Annotated in this window: 16 protein-coding genes; 14 read left to right on the top strand and 2 right to left on the bottom strand. The window is 71.1% G+C overall.

Features of this window, described 5'->3' with window-relative positions; all coding sequences use genetic code 11:
- On the bottom strand, positions 1–2,446 hold a 2,446-nt coding region (gene clpB, locus VEL82_03645), incomplete at its 3' end, for an ATP-dependent chaperone ClpB (GenBank protein HXW66955.1).
- A gap of 55 nt (positions 2,447–2,501) precedes the next feature.
- Here clpB and VEL82_03640 point away from each other — a divergent pair.
- From VEL82_03640 to VEL82_03600, 9 genes are all read left to right on the top strand, one after another.
- On the top strand, positions 2,502–3,473 hold the full coding sequence (locus tag VEL82_03640) for a dihydroorotate dehydrogenase (protein HXW66954.1): 972 nt from the start codon (positions 2,502–2,504) through the stop codon (positions 3,471–3,473).
- Positions 3,474–3,480: 7 nt separating this feature from the next.
- The gene (locus VEL82_03635) at positions 3,481–4,266 is read left to right on the top strand and encodes a dihydroorotate dehydrogenase electron transfer subunit (GenBank protein HXW66953.1); all 786 of its coding nucleotides are present in this window, start codon (positions 3,481–3,483) and stop codon (positions 4,264–4,266) included.
- 94 nt (positions 4,267–4,360) lie between these two features.
- The gene (locus VEL82_03630; protein HXW66952.1) at positions 4,361–5,995 is read left to right on the top strand and encodes a CTP synthase; all 1,635 of its coding nucleotides are present in this window, start codon (positions 4,361–4,363) and stop codon (positions 5,993–5,995) included.
- A complete protein-coding gene (aspS, locus tag VEL82_03625) occupies positions 5,934–7,277 on the top strand; it encodes an aspartate--tRNA(Asn) ligase (protein HXW66951.1) in 1,344 nt (447 codons plus the stop codon). The genes VEL82_03630 and aspS overlap by 62 nt, the downstream gene beginning before the upstream one ends.
- Positions 7,278–7,291: 14 nt before the next feature.
- Positions 7,292–9,412, top strand: coding sequence for a minichromosome maintenance protein MCM (locus VEL82_03620; GenBank protein HXW66950.1), 2,121 nt, complete (start codon positions 7,292–7,294; stop codon positions 9,410–9,412).
- A 59-nt stretch (positions 9,413–9,471) separates the two neighbouring features.
- Positions 9,472–9,792, top strand: a complete 321-nt coding sequence (locus tag VEL82_03615; GenBank protein HXW66949.1) for a DUF424 family protein — start codon at positions 9,472–9,474, stop codon at positions 9,790–9,792.
- A 12-nt stretch (positions 9,793–9,804) separates the two neighbouring features.
- On the top strand, positions 9,805–10,584 hold the full coding sequence (locus VEL82_03610) for a 60S ribosomal export protein NMD3 (protein ID HXW66948.1): 780 nt from the start codon (positions 9,805–9,807) through the stop codon (positions 10,582–10,584).
- Between the two features lie 46 nt (positions 10,585–10,630).
- On the top strand, positions 10,631–11,008 hold the full coding sequence (gene sepF, locus VEL82_03605; GenBank protein HXW66947.1) for a cell division protein SepF: 378 nt from the start codon (positions 10,631–10,633) through the stop codon (positions 11,006–11,008).
- 15 nt (positions 11,009–11,023) lie between these two features.
- Positions 11,024–12,553 carry a leucyl aminopeptidase gene (locus VEL82_03600; GenBank protein HXW66946.1) on the top strand — a complete coding sequence of 510 codons (1,530 nt, stop codon included), beginning with the start codon at positions 11,024–11,026 and terminating at the stop codon, positions 12,551–12,553.
- Positions 12,554–12,572: 19 nt separating this feature from the next.
- Here the strand turns inward: VEL82_03600 and VEL82_03595 are convergent, their stop codons facing one another.
- Entirely contained in the window at positions 12,573–14,021 is a 1,449-nt protein-coding gene (locus VEL82_03595; protein HXW66945.1) for an ATP-binding protein, read from the bottom strand.
- 186 nt (positions 14,022–14,207) lie between these two features.
- Here VEL82_03595 and VEL82_03590 point away from each other — a divergent pair, with 186 nt between their 5' ends.
- From VEL82_03590 to VEL82_03570, 5 genes are read left to right on the top strand one after another with little or no spacing between them, the layout of a single operon-like run.
- On the top strand, positions 14,208–15,071 hold the full coding sequence (locus VEL82_03590; protein ID HXW66944.1) for a phosphoserine phosphatase: 864 nt from the start codon (positions 14,208–14,210) through the stop codon (positions 15,069–15,071).
- 12 nt (positions 15,072–15,083) lie between these two features.
- A complete protein-coding gene (locus tag VEL82_03585) occupies positions 15,084–15,845 on the top strand; it encodes an HAD family hydrolase (GenBank protein HXW66943.1) in 762 nt (253 codons plus the stop codon).
- 55 nt (positions 15,846–15,900) lie between these two features.
- Complete coding sequence (locus VEL82_03580; GenBank protein HXW66942.1) at positions 15,901–16,302, top strand: V4R domain-containing protein; 402 nt, start codon at positions 15,901–15,903, stop codon at positions 16,300–16,302.
- 12 nt (positions 16,303–16,314) lie between these two features.
- Complete coding sequence (locus tag VEL82_03575; GenBank protein ID HXW66941.1) at positions 16,315–16,674, top strand: roadblock/LC7 domain-containing protein; 360 nt, start codon at positions 16,315–16,317, stop codon at positions 16,672–16,674.
- A 59-nt stretch (positions 16,675–16,733) separates the two neighbouring features.
- Positions 16,734–17,729: a hypothetical protein gene (locus VEL82_03570; protein HXW66940.1), complete on the top strand. Its 996-nt coding sequence runs from the start codon at positions 16,734–16,736 to the stop codon at positions 17,727–17,729.
- The last annotated feature ends 8 nt before the right edge of the window (positions 17,730–17,737 follow it).

The following is a 17,737-nucleotide window of genomic DNA, read 5'->3' as shown; positions in this document are numbered from 1 at the left end:
GCGCCCCGTAGACCGGGTCGTAGCCCTTGTCGGCGAGCCAGGCGCCGGCCGCGCCGTCGATTTCGAGCGTGATCTTACGGTCGGCGAGCAGCTTCCTCAGCCGCTCCAGTTGGATCGTGACGATCCCCTTCATATCATCGCGCGACAGTCGCCGGAACAGCAGGATCTCGTCGAGCCGGTTTAGAAACTCCGGCCGGAACGCGGCGCGCACCGCATTCATCACCGCCGGGCGCGCCTGTTCGATATCGGCGCCGTCGGGCAGGCTTGCCAGCGCCTCGCTGCCGAGGTTCGAGGTCAGCACAATAAGGGTGTTGCGGAAATCGACGGTGCGTCCCTGCCCGTCGGTCAGGCGACCATCGTCGAGCACCTGCAACAGCACGTTGAACACATCGGGGTGCGCCTTTTCGATCTCGTCGAACAGGATCACCTGATAGGGTCGGCGCCGCACCGCTTCGGTCAGGCTGCCGCCTTCCTCATAACCGACATAGCCGGGCGGCGCGCCGATCAGCCGCGCAACCGAGTGCTTCTCCATGTATTCCGACATGTCGATGCGCACCATCGCGCTCTCGTCGTCGAAGAGGAACTCGGCGAGCGCCCGGGTCAGCTCGGTCTTGCCGACGCCGGTCGGCCCCAGGAACAGGAACGAGCCGATCGGCCGGTTTGGGTCCTGCAGCCCGGCGCGGGCACGGCGGATCGCGTTCGACACGGCGATGACGGCCTCGTCCTGGCCGATCACCCGGCGGCGCAGATTGTCCTCCATCTGCAACAGCTTTTCGCGCTCACCCTCCAGCATCTTGTCGACCGGGATACCGGTCCAGCGCGACACGATGGCGGCGATGTGCTCGGGCGTTACCGCCTCTTCGAGCATGCGCCCGCGTTCGGCGCCCTCGGCCTCCTTGAGTTGGCGTTCAAGCTCGGGGATGACGCCGTAGGTCAATTCGCCGGCACGGCTCCAATCGCCGCGACGCTGCACGATCTCCAGCTCGGCCCGGGCCTGGTCGAGCTGTTCCTTGAGCTTCTGGGCGTCGGCGAGCTTGCCCTTTTCGGCCTGCCATTCGGCGGTCAGCGTCGCCGATTCCTGCTCCAGTTCCTCCAATTCCTTTTCGAGCTTGTGCAAGCGGTCCTGCGACGCCGCGTCGTGCTCCTTCTTCAAGGCCTCGCGCTCGATCTTCAACTGCACGATGCGGCGGTCGAGTTCGTCGATTTCCTCGGGTTTTGAATCGACCTCCATGCGCAACCGCGCCGCCGCTTCATCCATTAGGTCGATCGCCTTGTCGGGCAGAAAGCGGTCGGTGATGTAGCGGTGCGACAGGGTAGCCGCGGCGACGATTGCGCCGTCGGTGATGCGCACGCCGTGATGCAGTTCGTATTTTTCCTTGATGCCGCGCAGGATCGAGATCGTGTCCTCGACCGTCGGCTCCGAGACCGGCACCGGTTGGAACCGCCGCTCCAGGGCCGGGTCCTTCTCGATGTACTTGCGATACTCGGCCGTGGTCGTCGCCCCGATGCAGTGGAGGGTGCCGCGGGCCAGGGCGGGCTTCAGTAGGTTCGACGCGTCCATCGCGCCGCCCTCGGTCGAGCCGGCGTGGACGAGCGTGTGGAGCTCGTCGATGAACAGGATGACCGTGCCCTCGGACCGCTCCACCTCCTGGAGCACCGCCTTCATCCGCTCCTCGAACTCCCCGCGGAACTTCGCGCCCGCAAGGAGGGCGCCCAGGTCCAGCGTGACCAGGCGCTTGTCGCGCAGGGTCTCGGGGACGTCCCGGTTCGCGATGCGCAGCGCCAGCCCCTCGACGATCGCGGTCTTTCCCACGCCGGGATCGCCGATCAGGACGGGGTTGTTCTTCGTGCGACGCGAGAGGATCTGGATCACCCGACGGATCTCGTCGTCGCGCCCGATCACCGGGTCGAGCTTCTGGTCGCGCGCGAGGGCCGTGAGGTCCTTGCCGTACTTCTCGAGCGATTGGTACTGGGCCTCCTCGCCTCGGCTCGAGACCGGACGGTCCGATCCGCGCAGCCCCTGGAGCGCAGCCAGCACGGAGGCCCGCCGCACGCCGAACTCCTCCAGCAGCTCCCGCAGGGGCCCCGAGACGCTCGTGAGCCCGAGGAACAGCTCGTCGGCGGTCGTGTAGCGGTCCTTGCGCTTCGCAGCCTCCGCCTCCGCGGCCTCGATCACCTGGGAGAGGCCCCGCGAGAGGTACTGGTCGGACGGCGCTACGTGTTCCGCCGTCGGCAGCCGGGCGATCCGTTCCTCGACGCGCGTACGTAGCGGATCGATCGGGACGTGCAGGCCCTGCAGGAGCGAGGCGACCGGTCCGTCGGCGGCGTCCAGCAGCGCCCACAGCAGATGCTCCGGCTCGACGGAGGCGTGCCGCAGCTCCGCGGCCCGCTGGAACGACCGCTCGAGTGCCGCACGGGCCGCATCGGTGAGGCGATCGAGGTGCATTCCCGCGGGCCACCGGTCCGAGCCGATTTAAGCGCACCACCGGTAGGCGAGGGTCGTGGGCGAACTCTCGGTCCGCCTCGGCCCCCTCGCGCTGCGGAACCCGTTTCTCCTGGCGTCGGGGATCTGGGGAGAGAGCGGCGAGTCGCTCGCCGGGGCGTGGTCCGCCGGTGCCGGGGGCGTGATCACGAAGTCGATCGGATCCGAGGCGCGCGCGGGCTACCCGAATCCGACGGTCGAGCAGTACGGGGACTGGGGGCTGCTCAACGCGATGGGGCTCCCGAACCCGGGGATCGCGGAGTACCCGCGGGAGATCGCGGTCGCGTTACGGGCCGGCGCGCTCGTCATCGGGTCGATCTTCGGAGGGAGCGCGGAGGAGTTCGCCCGACTCGCGCAACGCATGTCCGCGACCGGCGTGGCGGCCCTCGAGCTCAACCTCAGCTGCCCGCACGCGGAAGGCTTCGGCACCGAGGTCGGCAGCGATCCGGCGGACGTGGAGGAGATCGTGCGCGCGGTGCGGGGCACGACCGAGCTACCGGTGATCGCCAAGATCACGCCGAACACCCCCGATCCCGCGGCGCTGGCCGCCGCAGCGGAGCGCGGCGGCGCGGTCGCGGTGAGCGCCATCAACACGGTCCGGGGGCTGGCCATCGACGTCGAACTGCGGCGTCCGGTCCTGGCGCACGGGCTGGGCGGCCTCAGCGGCCCGGCGATCAAGCCGGTCGGCCTCGCGTGCGTCTGGCAGATCTACGAGCGGGTGTCGATCCCCGTCGTCGGGGTCGGCGGCATCGCGACCGCGGACGACGCGCTGGAGTACCTTCTGGCCGGCGCGCGGGCGGTCGAGATCGGGACCGCCGTCACCCAGGGCGGGATCGGGATATTCGCGCGGCTCGCCGACGATCTCTCCCGCCGGCTCGACCAGCTCGGTGTTCGCTCGATTGCCGACGTCGTCGGCGCGGCTCACGCCCGTTCCCACTCGGCGGCGCACGCCGACCCCGCGCTCCGAGCCGCTAAATCGAGCGAATCCTAGCACCTCCGTGCGGACCACGGCGTTGGTGAGCGCGCGGGTCGAAGAGACCCCCAGCACGGTCACCCTGCGGTTCCCCTACGCTCCGTCCGCCGACCCCGGGCAGTTCGTGATGGTGTGGATCCCGGGCGACGACGAGCTGCCGATGTCGCTCTCGTACACCGAGGGCCCCTCGAAGGGCGTGACGGTGAAGGCGATGGGGGCCACGAGCCGGGCGATCCAGTCGATCCCCCCGGGGACCCGGATCGGCCTCCGAGGTCCGTACGGGAACCGCTTCGACGTGTCGCCACGGAGGATCCTCGTGGTCGGCGGCGGGAGCGGCAGCGCGGTGCTCGCGCCGGCCGCCGAGCGCGCGATCCGCGGAGGGAGCCGGGTGACCGTGGCGCTCGGCGCCACGCAGGCCCCGGAGCTCCTCTTCCGCCGCCGCTTCGAGGCAATGGGCGCCCGGGTCGAGGTCGCCACCGACGACGGCTCCGAGGGGGTGCGCGGGTTCGTGACGGAACTGGCCGAGCGGCTCCTCGCGTCCGAGACGTTCGACGCCGTGTGGACGTGCGGTCCCGAGATCATGATGCAGAAGGTCGCGAGCGCCGCGCGATCGCCGGGCGTCCCGGTGCTCTGCTCGGTCGAACGCCACATGAAGTGCGCGCTCGGGATGTGCGACGCGTGCGCGCTCGGTCCCTACCACGTGTGCGTCGACGGCCCCGTCTTTCCGGCCGAGCGGCTCCGGCCGCTGGAGGAGTTCGGCCGGTCCCACCGGGACCCATCGGGTCGACGCGTCCCGTTCGGAGCCCGGTAGACGGGCTCGCCCGGGCCTCCGGCGTCCGCCGGAGGTCGAGCGCGCGCCACAGACTTTATGGCGCGGACCCGCTACGACTCCGCGGCGGGGTCCTGTGAAGGTCATCGCGGTCAGTGGCGGCGTGATCTCGGGCCTCGGCAAGGGCATCACCACCTCGTCGCTCGGGCGGCTTCTGAAGGCCCGGGGGATCCCGGTCACGATCGTCAAGATCGACCCGTACCTCAACGTCGACGCGGGAACGATGAACCCGTACCAGCACGGCGAGGTGTTCGTGCTGGACGATGGGACAGAGGCGGACCTCGACCTCGGCAACTACGAGCGGTTCCTGGGCCAGAGCCTGGTCGGCACGCACAACCTCACGACGGGGAAGATCTATCGCGCGGTCATCGAGAAGGAGCGGCGCGGGGACTACCTCGGCAACACCGTCCAGATCATCCCGCACGTCACCGGGGAGATCAAGCGGACCGTGAGAGAGGTCGGGCAGGCGGCCGGCGCGGAAGTGGTGCTCGTCGAGGTCGGCGGGACCGTCGGCGACATCGAGTCGATGCCGTTCCTCGAGGCGCTGCGCGAGCTCTCCTACGAGCTCGGCGAGGGGCACATGGCGTTCGTCCACACGACGCTCGTGCCGGTCGTCGGGCCCGTGGGCGAGTCGAAGACCAAGCCGACCCAGCACTCGGTCCGGGAGCTTCGGGCGATCGGGATCCGCCCGAACCTGATCATCGCGCGCGGGCCCGCGCCGCTCGCGCCGGACATCAAGACGAAGATCTCGCTGTTCTGCGACGTACCGCCGGAGGCGGTGATCTCGGTACCGGACCAGTCGGTGATCTACGAGGTGCCGCTCGTCCTCGAGGCCCAGGGGGTCGGCCAGCTCCTGACCCGGATCCTCAGCCTGCCCGACCGGACCCCCGACTACAGCGCCTGGCGCGAGTTCCTCTCGACCTTCCGGCGCAACGAGGGCTCGGTCGAGGTGGCGATCGTCGGAAAGTACACGGAACTGCGCGACGCGTACCTGTCGCACACCGAGGCGTTCCACCACGTGCAGGGCCACCTCGGCAAGGAGATCCGGCTGCAGTGGTTCGACTCGGAGGACATCCCGAAGAACCCGTCCCTCGTGGGGCGCCTGCAGCGCTCGGACGCGATCCTCGTGCCCGGCGGGTTCGGGGCGCGCGGGATCGAGGGGAAGATCCGGGCGATCGAGATCGCGCGGCGGGAACGGATCCCGTACCTCGGCATCTGCTATGGCTTCCAGATGGCCGCGGTCGAGTTCGCGCGCAACGTGCTCGGGCTGTCCCGTGCCAACACGACGGAGGTCGATCCGGCCTCGCCCGAGCCGGTCGTCTGCCTCCTCGAGCAGCAGCGCTCGCTGAGCGACCTCGGAGGCACGATGCGCCTCGGCGCCCAGCGGGTCGTCCTCACGCCCGGTTCCGCCGTCGCCGAGCTCTACGGCCGCACCGAGATCTGGGAGCGCCACCGGCACCGCTACGAGATCAACCCGGACTACTTCGAGCGGTTCCGCGCCGCGGGTCTCGCGATCACCGGGATGAGCGTCGACGGCCGGGTCGAGGTCGTGGAGGTGCCCGGCCACCCGTTCTTCGTCGGCGTCCAGTTCCACCCCGAGTTCCTCTCGCGGCCGGAGTCGCCCCATCCGCTCTTCCGCGGCCTCATCCGTGCGGCCCTGGCCCGCCAGGAGGTCGCGAGCTCTGTCGCTGCCTCGCCGGCTCTCGCGTGAGCTCCGGGAGCTGGACGGGGCCACCGTCCGGATCGCCGGCCACCTCGAGGAGTACCGCGCGCTCGGCGGGGTCGCCTTCGCGCTGGTGCGCGACGGGAGCGGCACGAGCCAGGTGACCCTGAAGCGCGGTACCACCGACCCCGCGCTGTTCGTCCTCCTCGGCGAGCTGCCCCGCGAGTCGGTCATCGAGGTGGAGGGGACGGTCCGTCGCTCCGAGAAGTCCCACCGCGGCGTCGAGCTGTTCCCGGACGCGGTGCGGGTGGTCACGCGGGCAGAGGCGCCGCTGCCCCTCGGCGTCGTCGACAAGGTCGGCGCGGAGCTCGGCACCCGATTCGACCACCGGGTCCTCGACCTGCGCAAGCCGGCGGTCCGGGCGATCTTCGAGCTGCGGGCCGCGGTGCTCGACGGGTTCCGCCGCGCGTTCACCGAGCGCGGATTCCTCGAGATCGAGACGCCCAAGATCCTCCGGCAAGGCGCCGAGGGCGGTGCCACGCTCTTCCGGCTCGAGTACTTCGATCGGGTGGCGTTCCTCGCCCAGAGCCCCCAGCTCTACAAGCAGATGTTGATGAGCGCCGGCTTCGAGAGGGTCTTCGAGATCGCTCCCGCGTTCCGGGCCGAGCCGTCCGACACCGTCCGGCACATCACCGAGTTCACGATGCTGGACGCCGAGATGGCGTTCGTCGACAGCGCGGAGGAGCTCCGCACCACGCTCGAGAGCGTCGTCGCCGAGACCCTGCGCTACGCCCGGGAGCGCATCGGAGCCCACGGCAACCCGCTCGCCGAAACCCTGCCCGAGGTGCGTCCCCCGTTCCCCCGCATCGACTTCGGGACGTGCGAGGAGTGGCTCGAGCGGCCGGGCGCGCAGAAAGACTTCGGCACCGAGGACGAGAAGATCATCGGCGCCCGCGTGGTACAGGAGTACGGCGCCCCGTTCTACTTCCTCGTCGACTTCCCCACGGCCGTGAAGGCCGGCACCTTCTACGCGCAGCGCCAGGACGCCCGGCCCGACCGGACGTTCTACTTCGACCTCGACTTCCGGGGCCTCGAGATCGCGAGCGGGGGTCTGCGGGAGCACCGACTCGACCACCTCCTCGCGAACCTCGCGACCGCGGGTCTCGAGCCGGCCGCCTTCGAGGGATACCTCGAGGCGTTCCGCTACGGGATGCCGCCGCACGGGGGCTGGGGATTCGGCATCGACCGGTTCATCTGGGCGCTCGCGGGGGTGCCCAATATACGGGAGGCCCGCCTCTTCCCCCGCGACCGCTACCGTCTCGAACCGTAGCGGAGGTATCGACCATGGCGGCCGTCAAGCGTACCCTGCCCGCTCCTCCCGAGCTGCAGAGCCGGTGGGCGTCGGTCCTGGAGGAGACCGGGCGTCGGCCCGAGATCCTCGCGCTCGCGGACCGATTCCCCGAGCAGCGGTCGCTGGTGGTGGCGTTCGCCGACATCGACGGGGCCGACACCGCGCTCGCCGATGTCCTGCTGGAGCGGCCGGACGAGGTGCTCGGCGCCGGTCAGCGGGCGATGCGCGAGCTGCTGCCCGTCGCCGGTCCCGAGTCGGACGGACTGCGCCTGCGCGTGATGGGCCTCCCCGCGACGGTGCACCGGTCGATCCGGGACATCCGGGAGACCGACCTGAACCACCTGATCGCCCTCGACGGCATCGTGCGGCGCGTCACCGAGGTCCGGCCCCAGATCCGCGACGCGGTCTTCCAGTGCGTCGCCTGCCGCACCGAGTTCCACGAGCCCCAGGACGAGGCGTCGATGACGTTCCGCGAGCCGCTCGAGTGCCCGGAGTCGCAGGGGGGCTGCGGCAAGCCGCAGGGCCGCACTCGGTTCCGCCTCCTCCCCGAGAAGTCGAGCTACGTCGACGCCCAGCGCATCGAGATCCAGGAGAACCCCGAGCTCCTGCGGCACGGCGCGCACCCGCAGGGACTCTCGGTGATGCTGACCGAGGACCTCACCGGGCACGTCCTTCCGGGCAACCGGGTGATCCTCAACGGGACGCTGCGCAGCTTCCAGCGGGCGAGCGGCGGCCGCACGGGCCTCGTCCGCAGCACGACCTTCGACCTATTGGTGGTCGGGAACTCGGTCGAGTTCAAGCAACGCGAGTACGACGAGATCGAGATCTCGCCGGAGGAGGAGCGATTGTTCCTCGGCTTCCGGGGCGACCCCACCGTCGTCGACAAGATCGTGATGTCGCTCGCGCCGTCGATCCGGGGCATGGAGGAGGAGAAGGAGGCCGTCGCGCTCCAGCTGTTCGGCGGCATCGAGAAGCGCTACCCCGATGGAGTGCGGGTCCGCGGGGACATCCACATCTTATTCGTCGGCGACCCCGGCGTCGCGAAGAGCCAGCTCCTCCGTTACATCGCGGACGTCGCGCCGCGCGGCATCTACACGAGCGGCAAGGGCGCGACGGCCGCCGGACTCACGGCCGCGGCTGTCAAGGACGACTTCGCCGGCGGCCGTTGGGTCCTCGAGGCGGGCATGCTCGTCCTGGCGGACGGCGGCATGGCGGTGATCGACGAGCTGGACAAGATGAGCGCGGAGGACCGGTCGGCGATGCACGAGGTCCTCGAGCACGGGCAGACCTCGATCGCCAAGGCCGGGATCACCTCGACGCTGAACGCCCGCTGTCCGGTCCTGGCTGCGGCGAACCCGAAGTGGGGCCGCTTCACGAACGACCAGCCGATCGCAGACCAGATCGACCTGCCGCCGACGCTCCTCTCCCGCTTCGACGTGATCTTCTCGATCAAGGACCTGCCGAACCAGGAGCGCGACCGCCGCCTCGCCAACGGGATCCTCGCCTCCCACCGCGAGGGGGAGTCGCGGGCGTTCGCCGCGCCGGACTCGCTCGGGGCGGGCGGCGCGCCGTTTCCGCCCGACCTGCTCAAGAAGTACATCGCCTACGCCAAACGCACGGGGCGACCCGTCCTCTCCGAGGCGGCGCTCCAGGCGCTCAGCGACTACTACGTCCGCGTGCGCGAGCAGGGCGAGGAGCCGAACTCTCCGGTCCCGATCACCGCCCGGCAGCTCGAGGCCCTCGTGCGGCTCAGCGAGGCGGCGGCCAAGGCCCGCCTGTCCAGCGAGGTCGGGGTCGAGGACGCCCGGCGGGCGATCGGGATCATGCAGAACTTCCTGAAGCGGGTCGCGATGAACGAGACGGGCAAGCTCGACGTCGACCTGGTCGCCTCCGGCGTCAGCCACAGCCAGCGCGAGCGCCACGAGATCGTGATGCGCGTGATGCGCGAGCTGCAGGACCGGCCCGAGGCGTCGTTCTCGCGCGAGGAGTTCCTGGAGGCGTGCGAGCGCGCCGGCGTGCCCGCGGCGAAGGCCGAGGCGCATCTGCAGACCCTGCGCAATCAGGGCGAGGTCTTCGAGTCCCGTCCGAACCGCTGGCAGCTCGTGCGCTTCTAGGCCGGAGCGCCGGGACGCCGGCGATTTATCCCCCCGCCGGCCTCGCCGACGGGAGGGCGATGGGCGAGGACCCCGGCATCGTGATGCGGGTGCACCGCGTCCGTAGCGAGTTCGTGGTCGCGGCGTGCGACGCGGAGCTGCTGGGCCGGGACCTGCCGGTCGGCGACGCCGGCCGTACGGTCAAGGTCTCGGGCCAGTTCTACGGCGAGCGCGTGGTCTCCCGCGAGGAGGTCCTCTGGGCCCTCGAGCGCGCGACGATCGCCAACCTCCTGGGCCCGCGCGTGCTCAAGCTCGCGGAGGAGGGCGGCTTCGTCGGGCCGAACGGGACGGGCCGGCTCGGGGGCATCCCGCACGCCGAGATCTTCGCGATCTCCCGGTAGCGAGCGGTCCGGATGCCCGAGGAGTTCTGCGTCGTCTGCGGCGCGACCGGCCGCGACCTCCTCGACGGGGTCTGCGCGGAGTGCGCGGCCGACCGCGCGGTCCTGGTGCGGGCGCCCGAGCGCGCCGTGGTCGTGATCTGCCCGCACTGCGGCGCCCGGCGGGTCGGGGCCCGCTGGGAGCGGTCCGGCGCGAGCCCGCTGTTGACGGCGGAGGACCTGACGCCGCTGCTGAAGGTGCATCCCGAGGCCGGGGTCCGGACGGTGCACTGGGAGGAGACCTCCGCCGCCGGCACCGTGCGCGAGCTCACGGGCCGGGCCCGGGTCCGCTTCCGGGGGACGGAGCGGGAGGTGAGCGTCCCGCTCTCCGTCCGCACGGAGCACCACACGTGTCCGGAGTGCAGCCGCAAGAGCGGCCGCTTCTACACGGCGCTCGTCCAGCTGCGCGGCGGCGGCGAGCGCTCGAAGGAGAAGGCGCCAGCCCTGCGCGCCCGGCTCGAGCACGTCTGGCAGCGGGTCCTCTCGGAGAGCCGGGCCGACTGGCGGCGCGCGGTGTCCTGGCAGGAGGGGCTACCGGAGGGATGGGATGTGTTCTTCACCGACACGCTCGCCGCCCGCGCGATCGCCCGACTCGCCAAGCAGCGGTTCGGCGCGCGCGTGACGGAGTCGGCGAGCCTGTTCGGGCGCAAGGACGGCCGGGACATCTATCGCGTCACGTTCTGCCTGCGCTTCCCGCGGCCTGTCGGCGAGCCGTCCGGCACCTCGGGCCGGTCGCCGGCGAATCTGGAACAATAGGCTTAAGAAGCGACCCCTCCTCGATTCCCTCGGAAGGCCACGCCGCATGACGAAGAGCGGGATTCTCCGACGCCATCACGGGTCCGACACGCTGGAAGAGGGGTCGTTCGTCGACCTCGGAACGATGCAGTTCGACGACGAGGCGGGGGCCCTCGCCGGCAACAGGGGGACCGTCCGCATGGCCGAGATCCTGCGCTTCGAGGACCTCCACCAGGTCACCAAGCTCGCCTACGCCGGCGACATCGTCATCCTGGACTACACGTCGATCTCCAACGACCAGGTCGCGGTGCGGCGGATGAGCATCGATCTCAAGAACGTCGCGAAGGACACCGGCGGCGATGTCGCCGGCATCGCCAAGAACCTGCTCGCCATCACCCCGGCGGGCATCCGCATTGACCGGCAGAAGATCCGACCGTCGTTCTAGGGCCGCGGGGGCCCCCTGAAGGCATCGCTCGACCGTCGCGACGCGACGGCGCTGTCGGCCGACATCCTCGTCAGCGGTTGCTTCGCGCGCGAGGCGCCGGAGGCTCCGTTTCCCCGGGCGCTCGCGGAGGAGGACGCCGTCGCCCACGGTCTCGTGCGGGCCGCATGGGAGCGCGGGGAGCTCACCGGCCAGCAGAACGAGGTGACGGTCTTCCATCTCGACGGGGGCGCCGGCCGGCTCGTGCTCGTCGGCCTCGGGCCGCGGGCGCGCTACGGCGCCGAGGCGGCGCGACGCGCCGCCGCGCGCGCGGTCCGCAAGCTGAAGGGAAAGGGGGCCCGCACGGTCGTCTTTCGCGTGCCGTCGTTCGTGCAGGGTCGCGCCCGCGTCGAGGAGATCGTGCGCGCCCTCGTCGACGCCGCCTACCTCGGCAGCTACGAGTTCTCCCAGTACAAGTCGGAACCGAGCGGCACGATCGACTCCGCGCGTCTCGCGCTGGGCCGCGAGCTCGGCCGGCGGGCGAGCGCGCTGGGCCGCGTGCTGCGCGAGGAGTCGACGCTCGGAGCGACGGTGGTCTGGACGCGGGAGATCGGCAACCTGCCGCCCGACACCGCCTCGCCCGCCCGCCTGGCCGAGGAGGCCCGGACGCTCGGCAAGGAGGTCGGGCTCAAGGTCACGGTCTTCGACGAGAAGGAGCTCGCCCGGATGGGGTGCAACGGGATTCTCGCGGTCGGGAGCGGCTCCACGTCGCATCCCCCGCGCCTCGTCGTGCTCGACTATCCCGGCCGGGGGCGGGTGCGCCGCAGCGTCGCGATCGTGGGCAAGGGGATCACGTTCGACTCCGGCGGCATCTCGATCAAGCCCGCGCTGCGCCTGCAGGACATGAAGTTCGACAAGTCCGGCGCCGTCTCGGTCCTCGGCGTCCTCCGGGCCGCCGCGCTCCTGAAGGTCGCGCCGCGGGTCCTCGGCGTCATGGCCTGCGCCGAGAACGTGCCGAGCGGTACCTCCTACCGCCCGGGCGACATCGTGCGGACCTTCTCGGGCAAGACGATCGAGATCGTCAACACCGACGCCGAGGGCCGCGTCGTCCTCTCCGACGCGCTCGCCTACGCGGTCGCGCAGTACCACCCCGACGTGGTGATCGACCTCGCCACCCTCACCGGCGCCGAGACCGTGGCCCTCGGCGACGACACGGCGGGTCTCGTCGCGAACGACGAGCGCCTGGCGAAGGCGCTGCTCGCGGCCTCGGCCGCGACCGGCGAGCCGCTGTGGCGGATGCCGCTGACCGACTACCACCGCGAGCTCATCCAGAGCGACTTCGCCGACGTGCGCAACAACATCGAGATCCCGGTCGGCGGCATGCTGACCGCCTCCGCGTTCCTCGAGCACTTCGTCGGCGGCACGCCGTGGGCCCACCTCGACATCGCCGGCCCCGCCTACACCACGCCGCAGACGCTCCGGTTCCAACCGGCCTACCAGCCGCGCGGCGCGACCGCCTTCGGCGTGCGCACGATCGCGCGGTACCTCCTCGACGGCGCCCCGGCCTGAGCTCGCCCGGCCGACGCGGCTAGGCGGCCACGATCTGCACGCTCTCGCCGCCGTGCCGGGTCGCGCGGGGGCGGACCTCGCAGAAGAGCGGCGTGTGGTAGCCGCCGCCCGTGATCAGGGCGGTACCCACGGGCAGCGACTGGATCATCTCGGTCATCCCCGCGGTGAGCCCCTCGATCGACTGGGCGATCGCCTTGAGGTCGAGCGGGTTCGTGACCTGCAGGATCAGCTGGGTGTTGCACTGGGAGAGCACGCTCTTGTCGATCCGTGCCGCGCGCTGCGTCACGACGCACAGGCCGAGCCCGAACTTGCGGCCCTCGCTCGCGATGTTCTTCAGGATCCGCGAGCAGGTCGCGGTGCCCTGCTGCGGCGCGAAGTTGTGGGCCTCCTCGATGACGAGGAACAGCGGCGGGATCTTCTCCTTCTTGCGGTTCTCGAAGAGCGTCAGCGCGATCCGGGCGACGACCAGCTCCTGGACGTCCGGCGCGACCCCGCGCAGGTTGACCAGCGTCGCGTCCCCGCGCCTCACCAGCTCGTTGAGGCTCGTGCCGACGGGGCCGAGGAGCTTGGTCTGCTCGAGGTACTCGAGGCGCTCGTGGAGCGTCTCGGCGATCGCGCCCTCCCCGTGCTCGGCGGCTCGGACGAGGTCGTGGACCGTGTAGTCGGTGTTCGTGGCCGCGACGCCCTCGATCACCTGCTTGAGGGGGGCCAGGAAGGTCTTGACGTTCGTCAGCCCCATGAACACGAGGAGATCCCGCGGGTCGATGTGGCGGAGCGAGAAGGTGAGCGGCTTGGCCGTCGGGTTGAGCGTGACGTCCGGCGAGTACTCCTGGATCTGGCGGCCGAAGCCCTGCGACTCGACGTTGAATCGGGAGTGGCTGCCGTTCTTCTCCGCCGGCACGCGGAGGGAGCCGTACTCGCCGTGCGGGTCGATGATCACGCACGTGACCTTGTGGCGGAGCAGCTCCTCGATCAGGACGCCGAGCAGGTAGCTCTTGCCGCCGCCGGTCTTGGCGAGCACGCTGACGTGGCGCTGCACGAGCTGGTTGATGTCGAGCTCGACGCGCAGGCTGTGGCTGCGCAGCAGGCCGATGTAGGCCCCCGTGTTCGCGCGGTGCTTCAGGCCGAGCACCTCCGCGATCAGGGGCTCCTCGGCGCGGTAGACGTGCGCGCCCGGCCGGAACGGGATCGTGGGCAGCTTGACGAGCCCCTGCGAGTCGCGATAGCCGATGATCTGCGCGATCCCGAGGAGGCTCTCGTGGACCGGCGCCTCCTCGCCCGGCGCGAGGTGCCCCGCCGCCTCGAGGCCGAGGTCGCTCTTGCGCCTCAGGTCGTCGAGCTGGCAGAGGACCTTGCCGTGCACCTCGTCGACGACGGCGAGGTAATCGCCTCGCTCGATCGGGCTCGTCAGGCTGAGCTGGAACTGGCCGAGCCCGACGTCCCCGAAGATCCGCCCGACCTCCTCCACGGCGCGTTTCCATCCGGAACCCCGCATATGAGGCTGACGCGGGAGACGAACGAACCGACCGGGCCACGGAACGGGCGACGCGGGCTCGCCCGCGTCGCCCCGCCGCGCGGCCGTCGGGAGTCTTTATATGAGCGTCCCCTGTCGAAACGTCCCCGACCCTCGGCGAATCCGGGAGGGCGGTAGCCGTTGACCGACGCCACGGACGAACTCGAGAAGAAGCGCGCCGAGTCGAACCAGCGCGCGGACGAACACCGCGCCCGGCGCGACCACCTCAACGCCGAGGCGCGGACCACGGCGGAGGAGCGCGCGCGGATCGTCGACGAGCTGCACGCCAAGAGCGCCGAGGCCCAGGAGCATCGACGGCACCGCGACCAGCTCAACGATCAGGTCCGCGAGGAGAAGCGGCTGCGCGAGGAATGGAACCGCAAGCTCCAGGAGCTGAGCGACCGGGTCCAGGAGCAGCGGCGCAACCGGGCGCCGCGCCCGGGCGCCGTGCCGGTCTGGCGTCTCCGCAAGGAGCTCAAGGAGCTCGAGTTCCGCCACATGACGACCGCGCTGACGGCGGACCAGGAGAAGCGGCTGATCGAGGAGATGAAGCGGCTCGAGGCCGCGATCCGGGACCAGGACGCCGAGCTCCGCCAGGACCCCGAGATCGAGCGGACGCTCCAGGCGCTCGCCGAGGCGCGCGAGGAGGCCGAGAAGCACCACAGCGCCGTCGGCCGCTTCGCCTCGGAGGCGCAGGCCGAGCACGAGGCGATGGTGCAGCTCTACGAGTCGGTCGACGAGCTGCGCCGACGGGCCGACGAGGTGCAGGCGCGTCTCCTCGAGGTGAAGGGTACCGCCGACGAGGCCCACCGCGCCCACATCGCATCGATCGAGGAGGTGCGGGACATCGAGAAGATGCTCTACGCCGCCCGCGGCGGGCGAGCGCCCCCCAGCTGGGCCGATGCCGAGCCCCCGAAGGAGGAGGACTTCCTCGCCCGGCTGAAGAAGGGCGAGAAGGTCTCGACCGAGGACCTCCTCGAGCTCCAGAAGAGCGGCCGCGCCTAGCGACCGCGAACCGTGTCGCTCCCCTACGGTCGCGACGCCATCGACGCCGTCGTCCTCGGCGTCGAGGACGTCCTCGTCCCGCTGCGCACCCCGTCGGCCTGGCAGTGGGCGTGGCGTCCGCAGGGTCCGCTGCTCGGCGAGCGACGGGTCCACGCCGCGATGCGCCGGACGCTGCGCGCGTGGGACCGGCGCCGCTGGCGGGGCCTGACGGGCGTCGAGACGCCCGCCGATGCCGGGGCGTTGGAGGCGCACCTGAAGGCGGCGCTGTTCGCCCTCGCCGGCCACCCCTTGCCCGCGGACGAGGCCGACGCGGTCGTGCGCCGCCTGATGCATCCCGCGGGGGCGCCCGAGCGCTTCGCCGACGTCGAGCCCGCGTTGCGCCGGCTCGACGCGGCCGGGGTCACCGTGGGCGCGGTGACCGGCCTGCCCGAAGAGAGCGCCCGCTGGCTCCTGGGGCGCGCGGCGCTCGGGACCGTGCCCCTGATGCTCCCCGGCGACAGCCCGGCCGGCTTGCCCGAGCGGGCGGCGTACCGCGCGATTGCCTCGTCGATCGAGGTGCCGATCGCCCGCATCGCGTTCGTCGGCGGGCTCTTCTGGAGCGACGTTCGGGCGGCCGCTCGCGCCGGCGCCGCGGCGCTGCTGCTCGATCGCTTCGACGTCTGGCCGAAGGTGGGGCACGGGCGGATCCTTAAGCTGGAGGCGCTGGAGCGCGCGCTCCAGAGCGGCGGGTCACCGTCGCCGCCGGCCGAGCCGCCCGGCGCCCCGCAGCCCTAGCGCTCGGTCGCCGCGACGAACCTATATACGAGTCACCGCGCTGACGGGCCCGGCCATGCGATACGTCAAGATCGACGAGGTGGAGCTCCGCCAGATCAAGGAGCTCTACGAGGGCGTGATGTCGCATGCCTGCCACGGCCTGTTCTTCAAGGAAGGGTCGGTGATCGGCACCGACATGGCCGCGGAGGCGCTCAAGGATCGTCCGAAGTTCTTCGAGCGGGCCGGCAACATCCTGAAGGAACGGGGATGGGTCGAGGCGATCTCCTTCACGGACACCGAGGTCGTCGTCCGGGGCTCGATCGAGGTCGGACCCAGCGACATCCCGACGTGCCACCGGCTCCGGGGGATCCTCCGCGAGTTCTACGAACGTTTTAAGGGGGGGCGCGTTAAGTGTACCGAAGAGATGTGTGCCTCTACCGGGCATCCGGAATGCCGATTCCGGATTGAAGAGGTGTAGGAGGCACACGGCATGATGGCCACCGGGAACGTCGGGTCCGTCATCAAGGACCTGAAGAGCCGCATCGGCGGGATCGCGACCGCGCTCGTCTCGCGCGACGGGCTCGTGCTCTACGCCGACGTGCCCGCCGGCGTGTACACCGAGACCTTCGCGATCATGTGCGCGACGATCCTCGGGGCGGCCGCGACGGCGAACACCGAGCTCAACCGGGCGCCGCCCGAGCGGATCGTGATCGAGGGCAACGACTCGAAGACGCTCATCGTGGGCAGCGGCAAGAAGGCGCTCCTCGTCGCGGTCGTCGACCAGACGGTCGATGTGACGAAGGTCCTCGGCGAGGTCGTCAAGGTCGCCGAGCTGCTGAAGGCGAACTAGCCCCGGGCCCCGTCCGCCCGCGAACCCGACTTGTAGGCGGCCCGGTTCCGCCCGGACGCATGAGGGTCACGCTCTTCGCCAGCGACTGGGAGTCGCGGAGCTCCGCCGGGACCTATGCGAGCGGCCTTCGGGACGCCCTCGTCGCGAGTGGACTCGAGGTCGCGGCCGTCCACCGGGACACCTACCTAGGCCGCCGGCACGGCGCCTTCCTCCTGCCGATGGTGCGCCAGTGGGTACGGCGCTACGACGTCCACGACGGCTCGATCCTCCACGACACCTGGTCGACCCACGCGCTCGCCAACCCCGACGTCACGACGAGCCACGACACGCGCGATCTGCGGCCGCAGGTCCACGACGCGTTCACGAGCGCGGTCGCCCGGCAGCGGATGCGCCACTCCTTCCGCGTCGCGAAGGCCACGATCTTCACGACCGCCTGGGAGCGGGAGGAGGGGGCTCGGCTCGCGCCGGACGCCCGGGACCGCTTCCACGTCATTCCGATCCCGATGTGGCCGCCGGATCGGGTCGCGCGGGGTCCGCGCCCGATCGACGTCCTGTGGGTCGGCACCTGGATGGAGCGCAAGGGGCTCGACGAGCTCGTGGCGCTGGCCGGCCGCCGGACCTCGACCCGCTTCGCGGTCGTCTCGCGCCGTCCGCCGAACCCGGACCCGCGCTTCGAGTCGCTCGCCCGTGCTGCCCACGTGGATCTCTTCGATCGGGGCCTGCCGCGCGAGGAGCTGCTGGCGCTCTTCGACCGAGCGAAGGTGATCCTGTCGACCTCCCGCTGGGACACCTATCAGCGACCGATCGTCGAAGGCTACCTGCGCGGGGCGCGGCCCTGCGTGCCGCGCGCGCAGCCGTACCTCGAGATCTACGCCGACGTGGCACGCGACGTGGTGTTCTACGAGCCGTCGGCCCCGCTCGCGATCGACCGGGCCCTCGCCGAGGCGGTCGAGCGCGGACCGATCGCCCCGGACCCGACGTTCGCCGAGCGGATGTCCCCGGCAACGGTCGCCGCCCAGCACCGCGCGATCTACGAGCGGATCGCCCGCCGCTGAGCGTCGCG

The sequence above is a fragment of the Thermoplasmata archaeon genome, assembly GCA_035622275.1.
In the GTDB taxonomy this organism is placed as follows: domain Archaea; phylum Thermoplasmatota; class Thermoplasmata; order Lutacidiplasmatales; family UBA184; genus Lutacidiplasma.
Note: the sequence above shows the minus strand (reverse complement) of the source record. Positions and strands in the feature narration are given on the sequence as shown.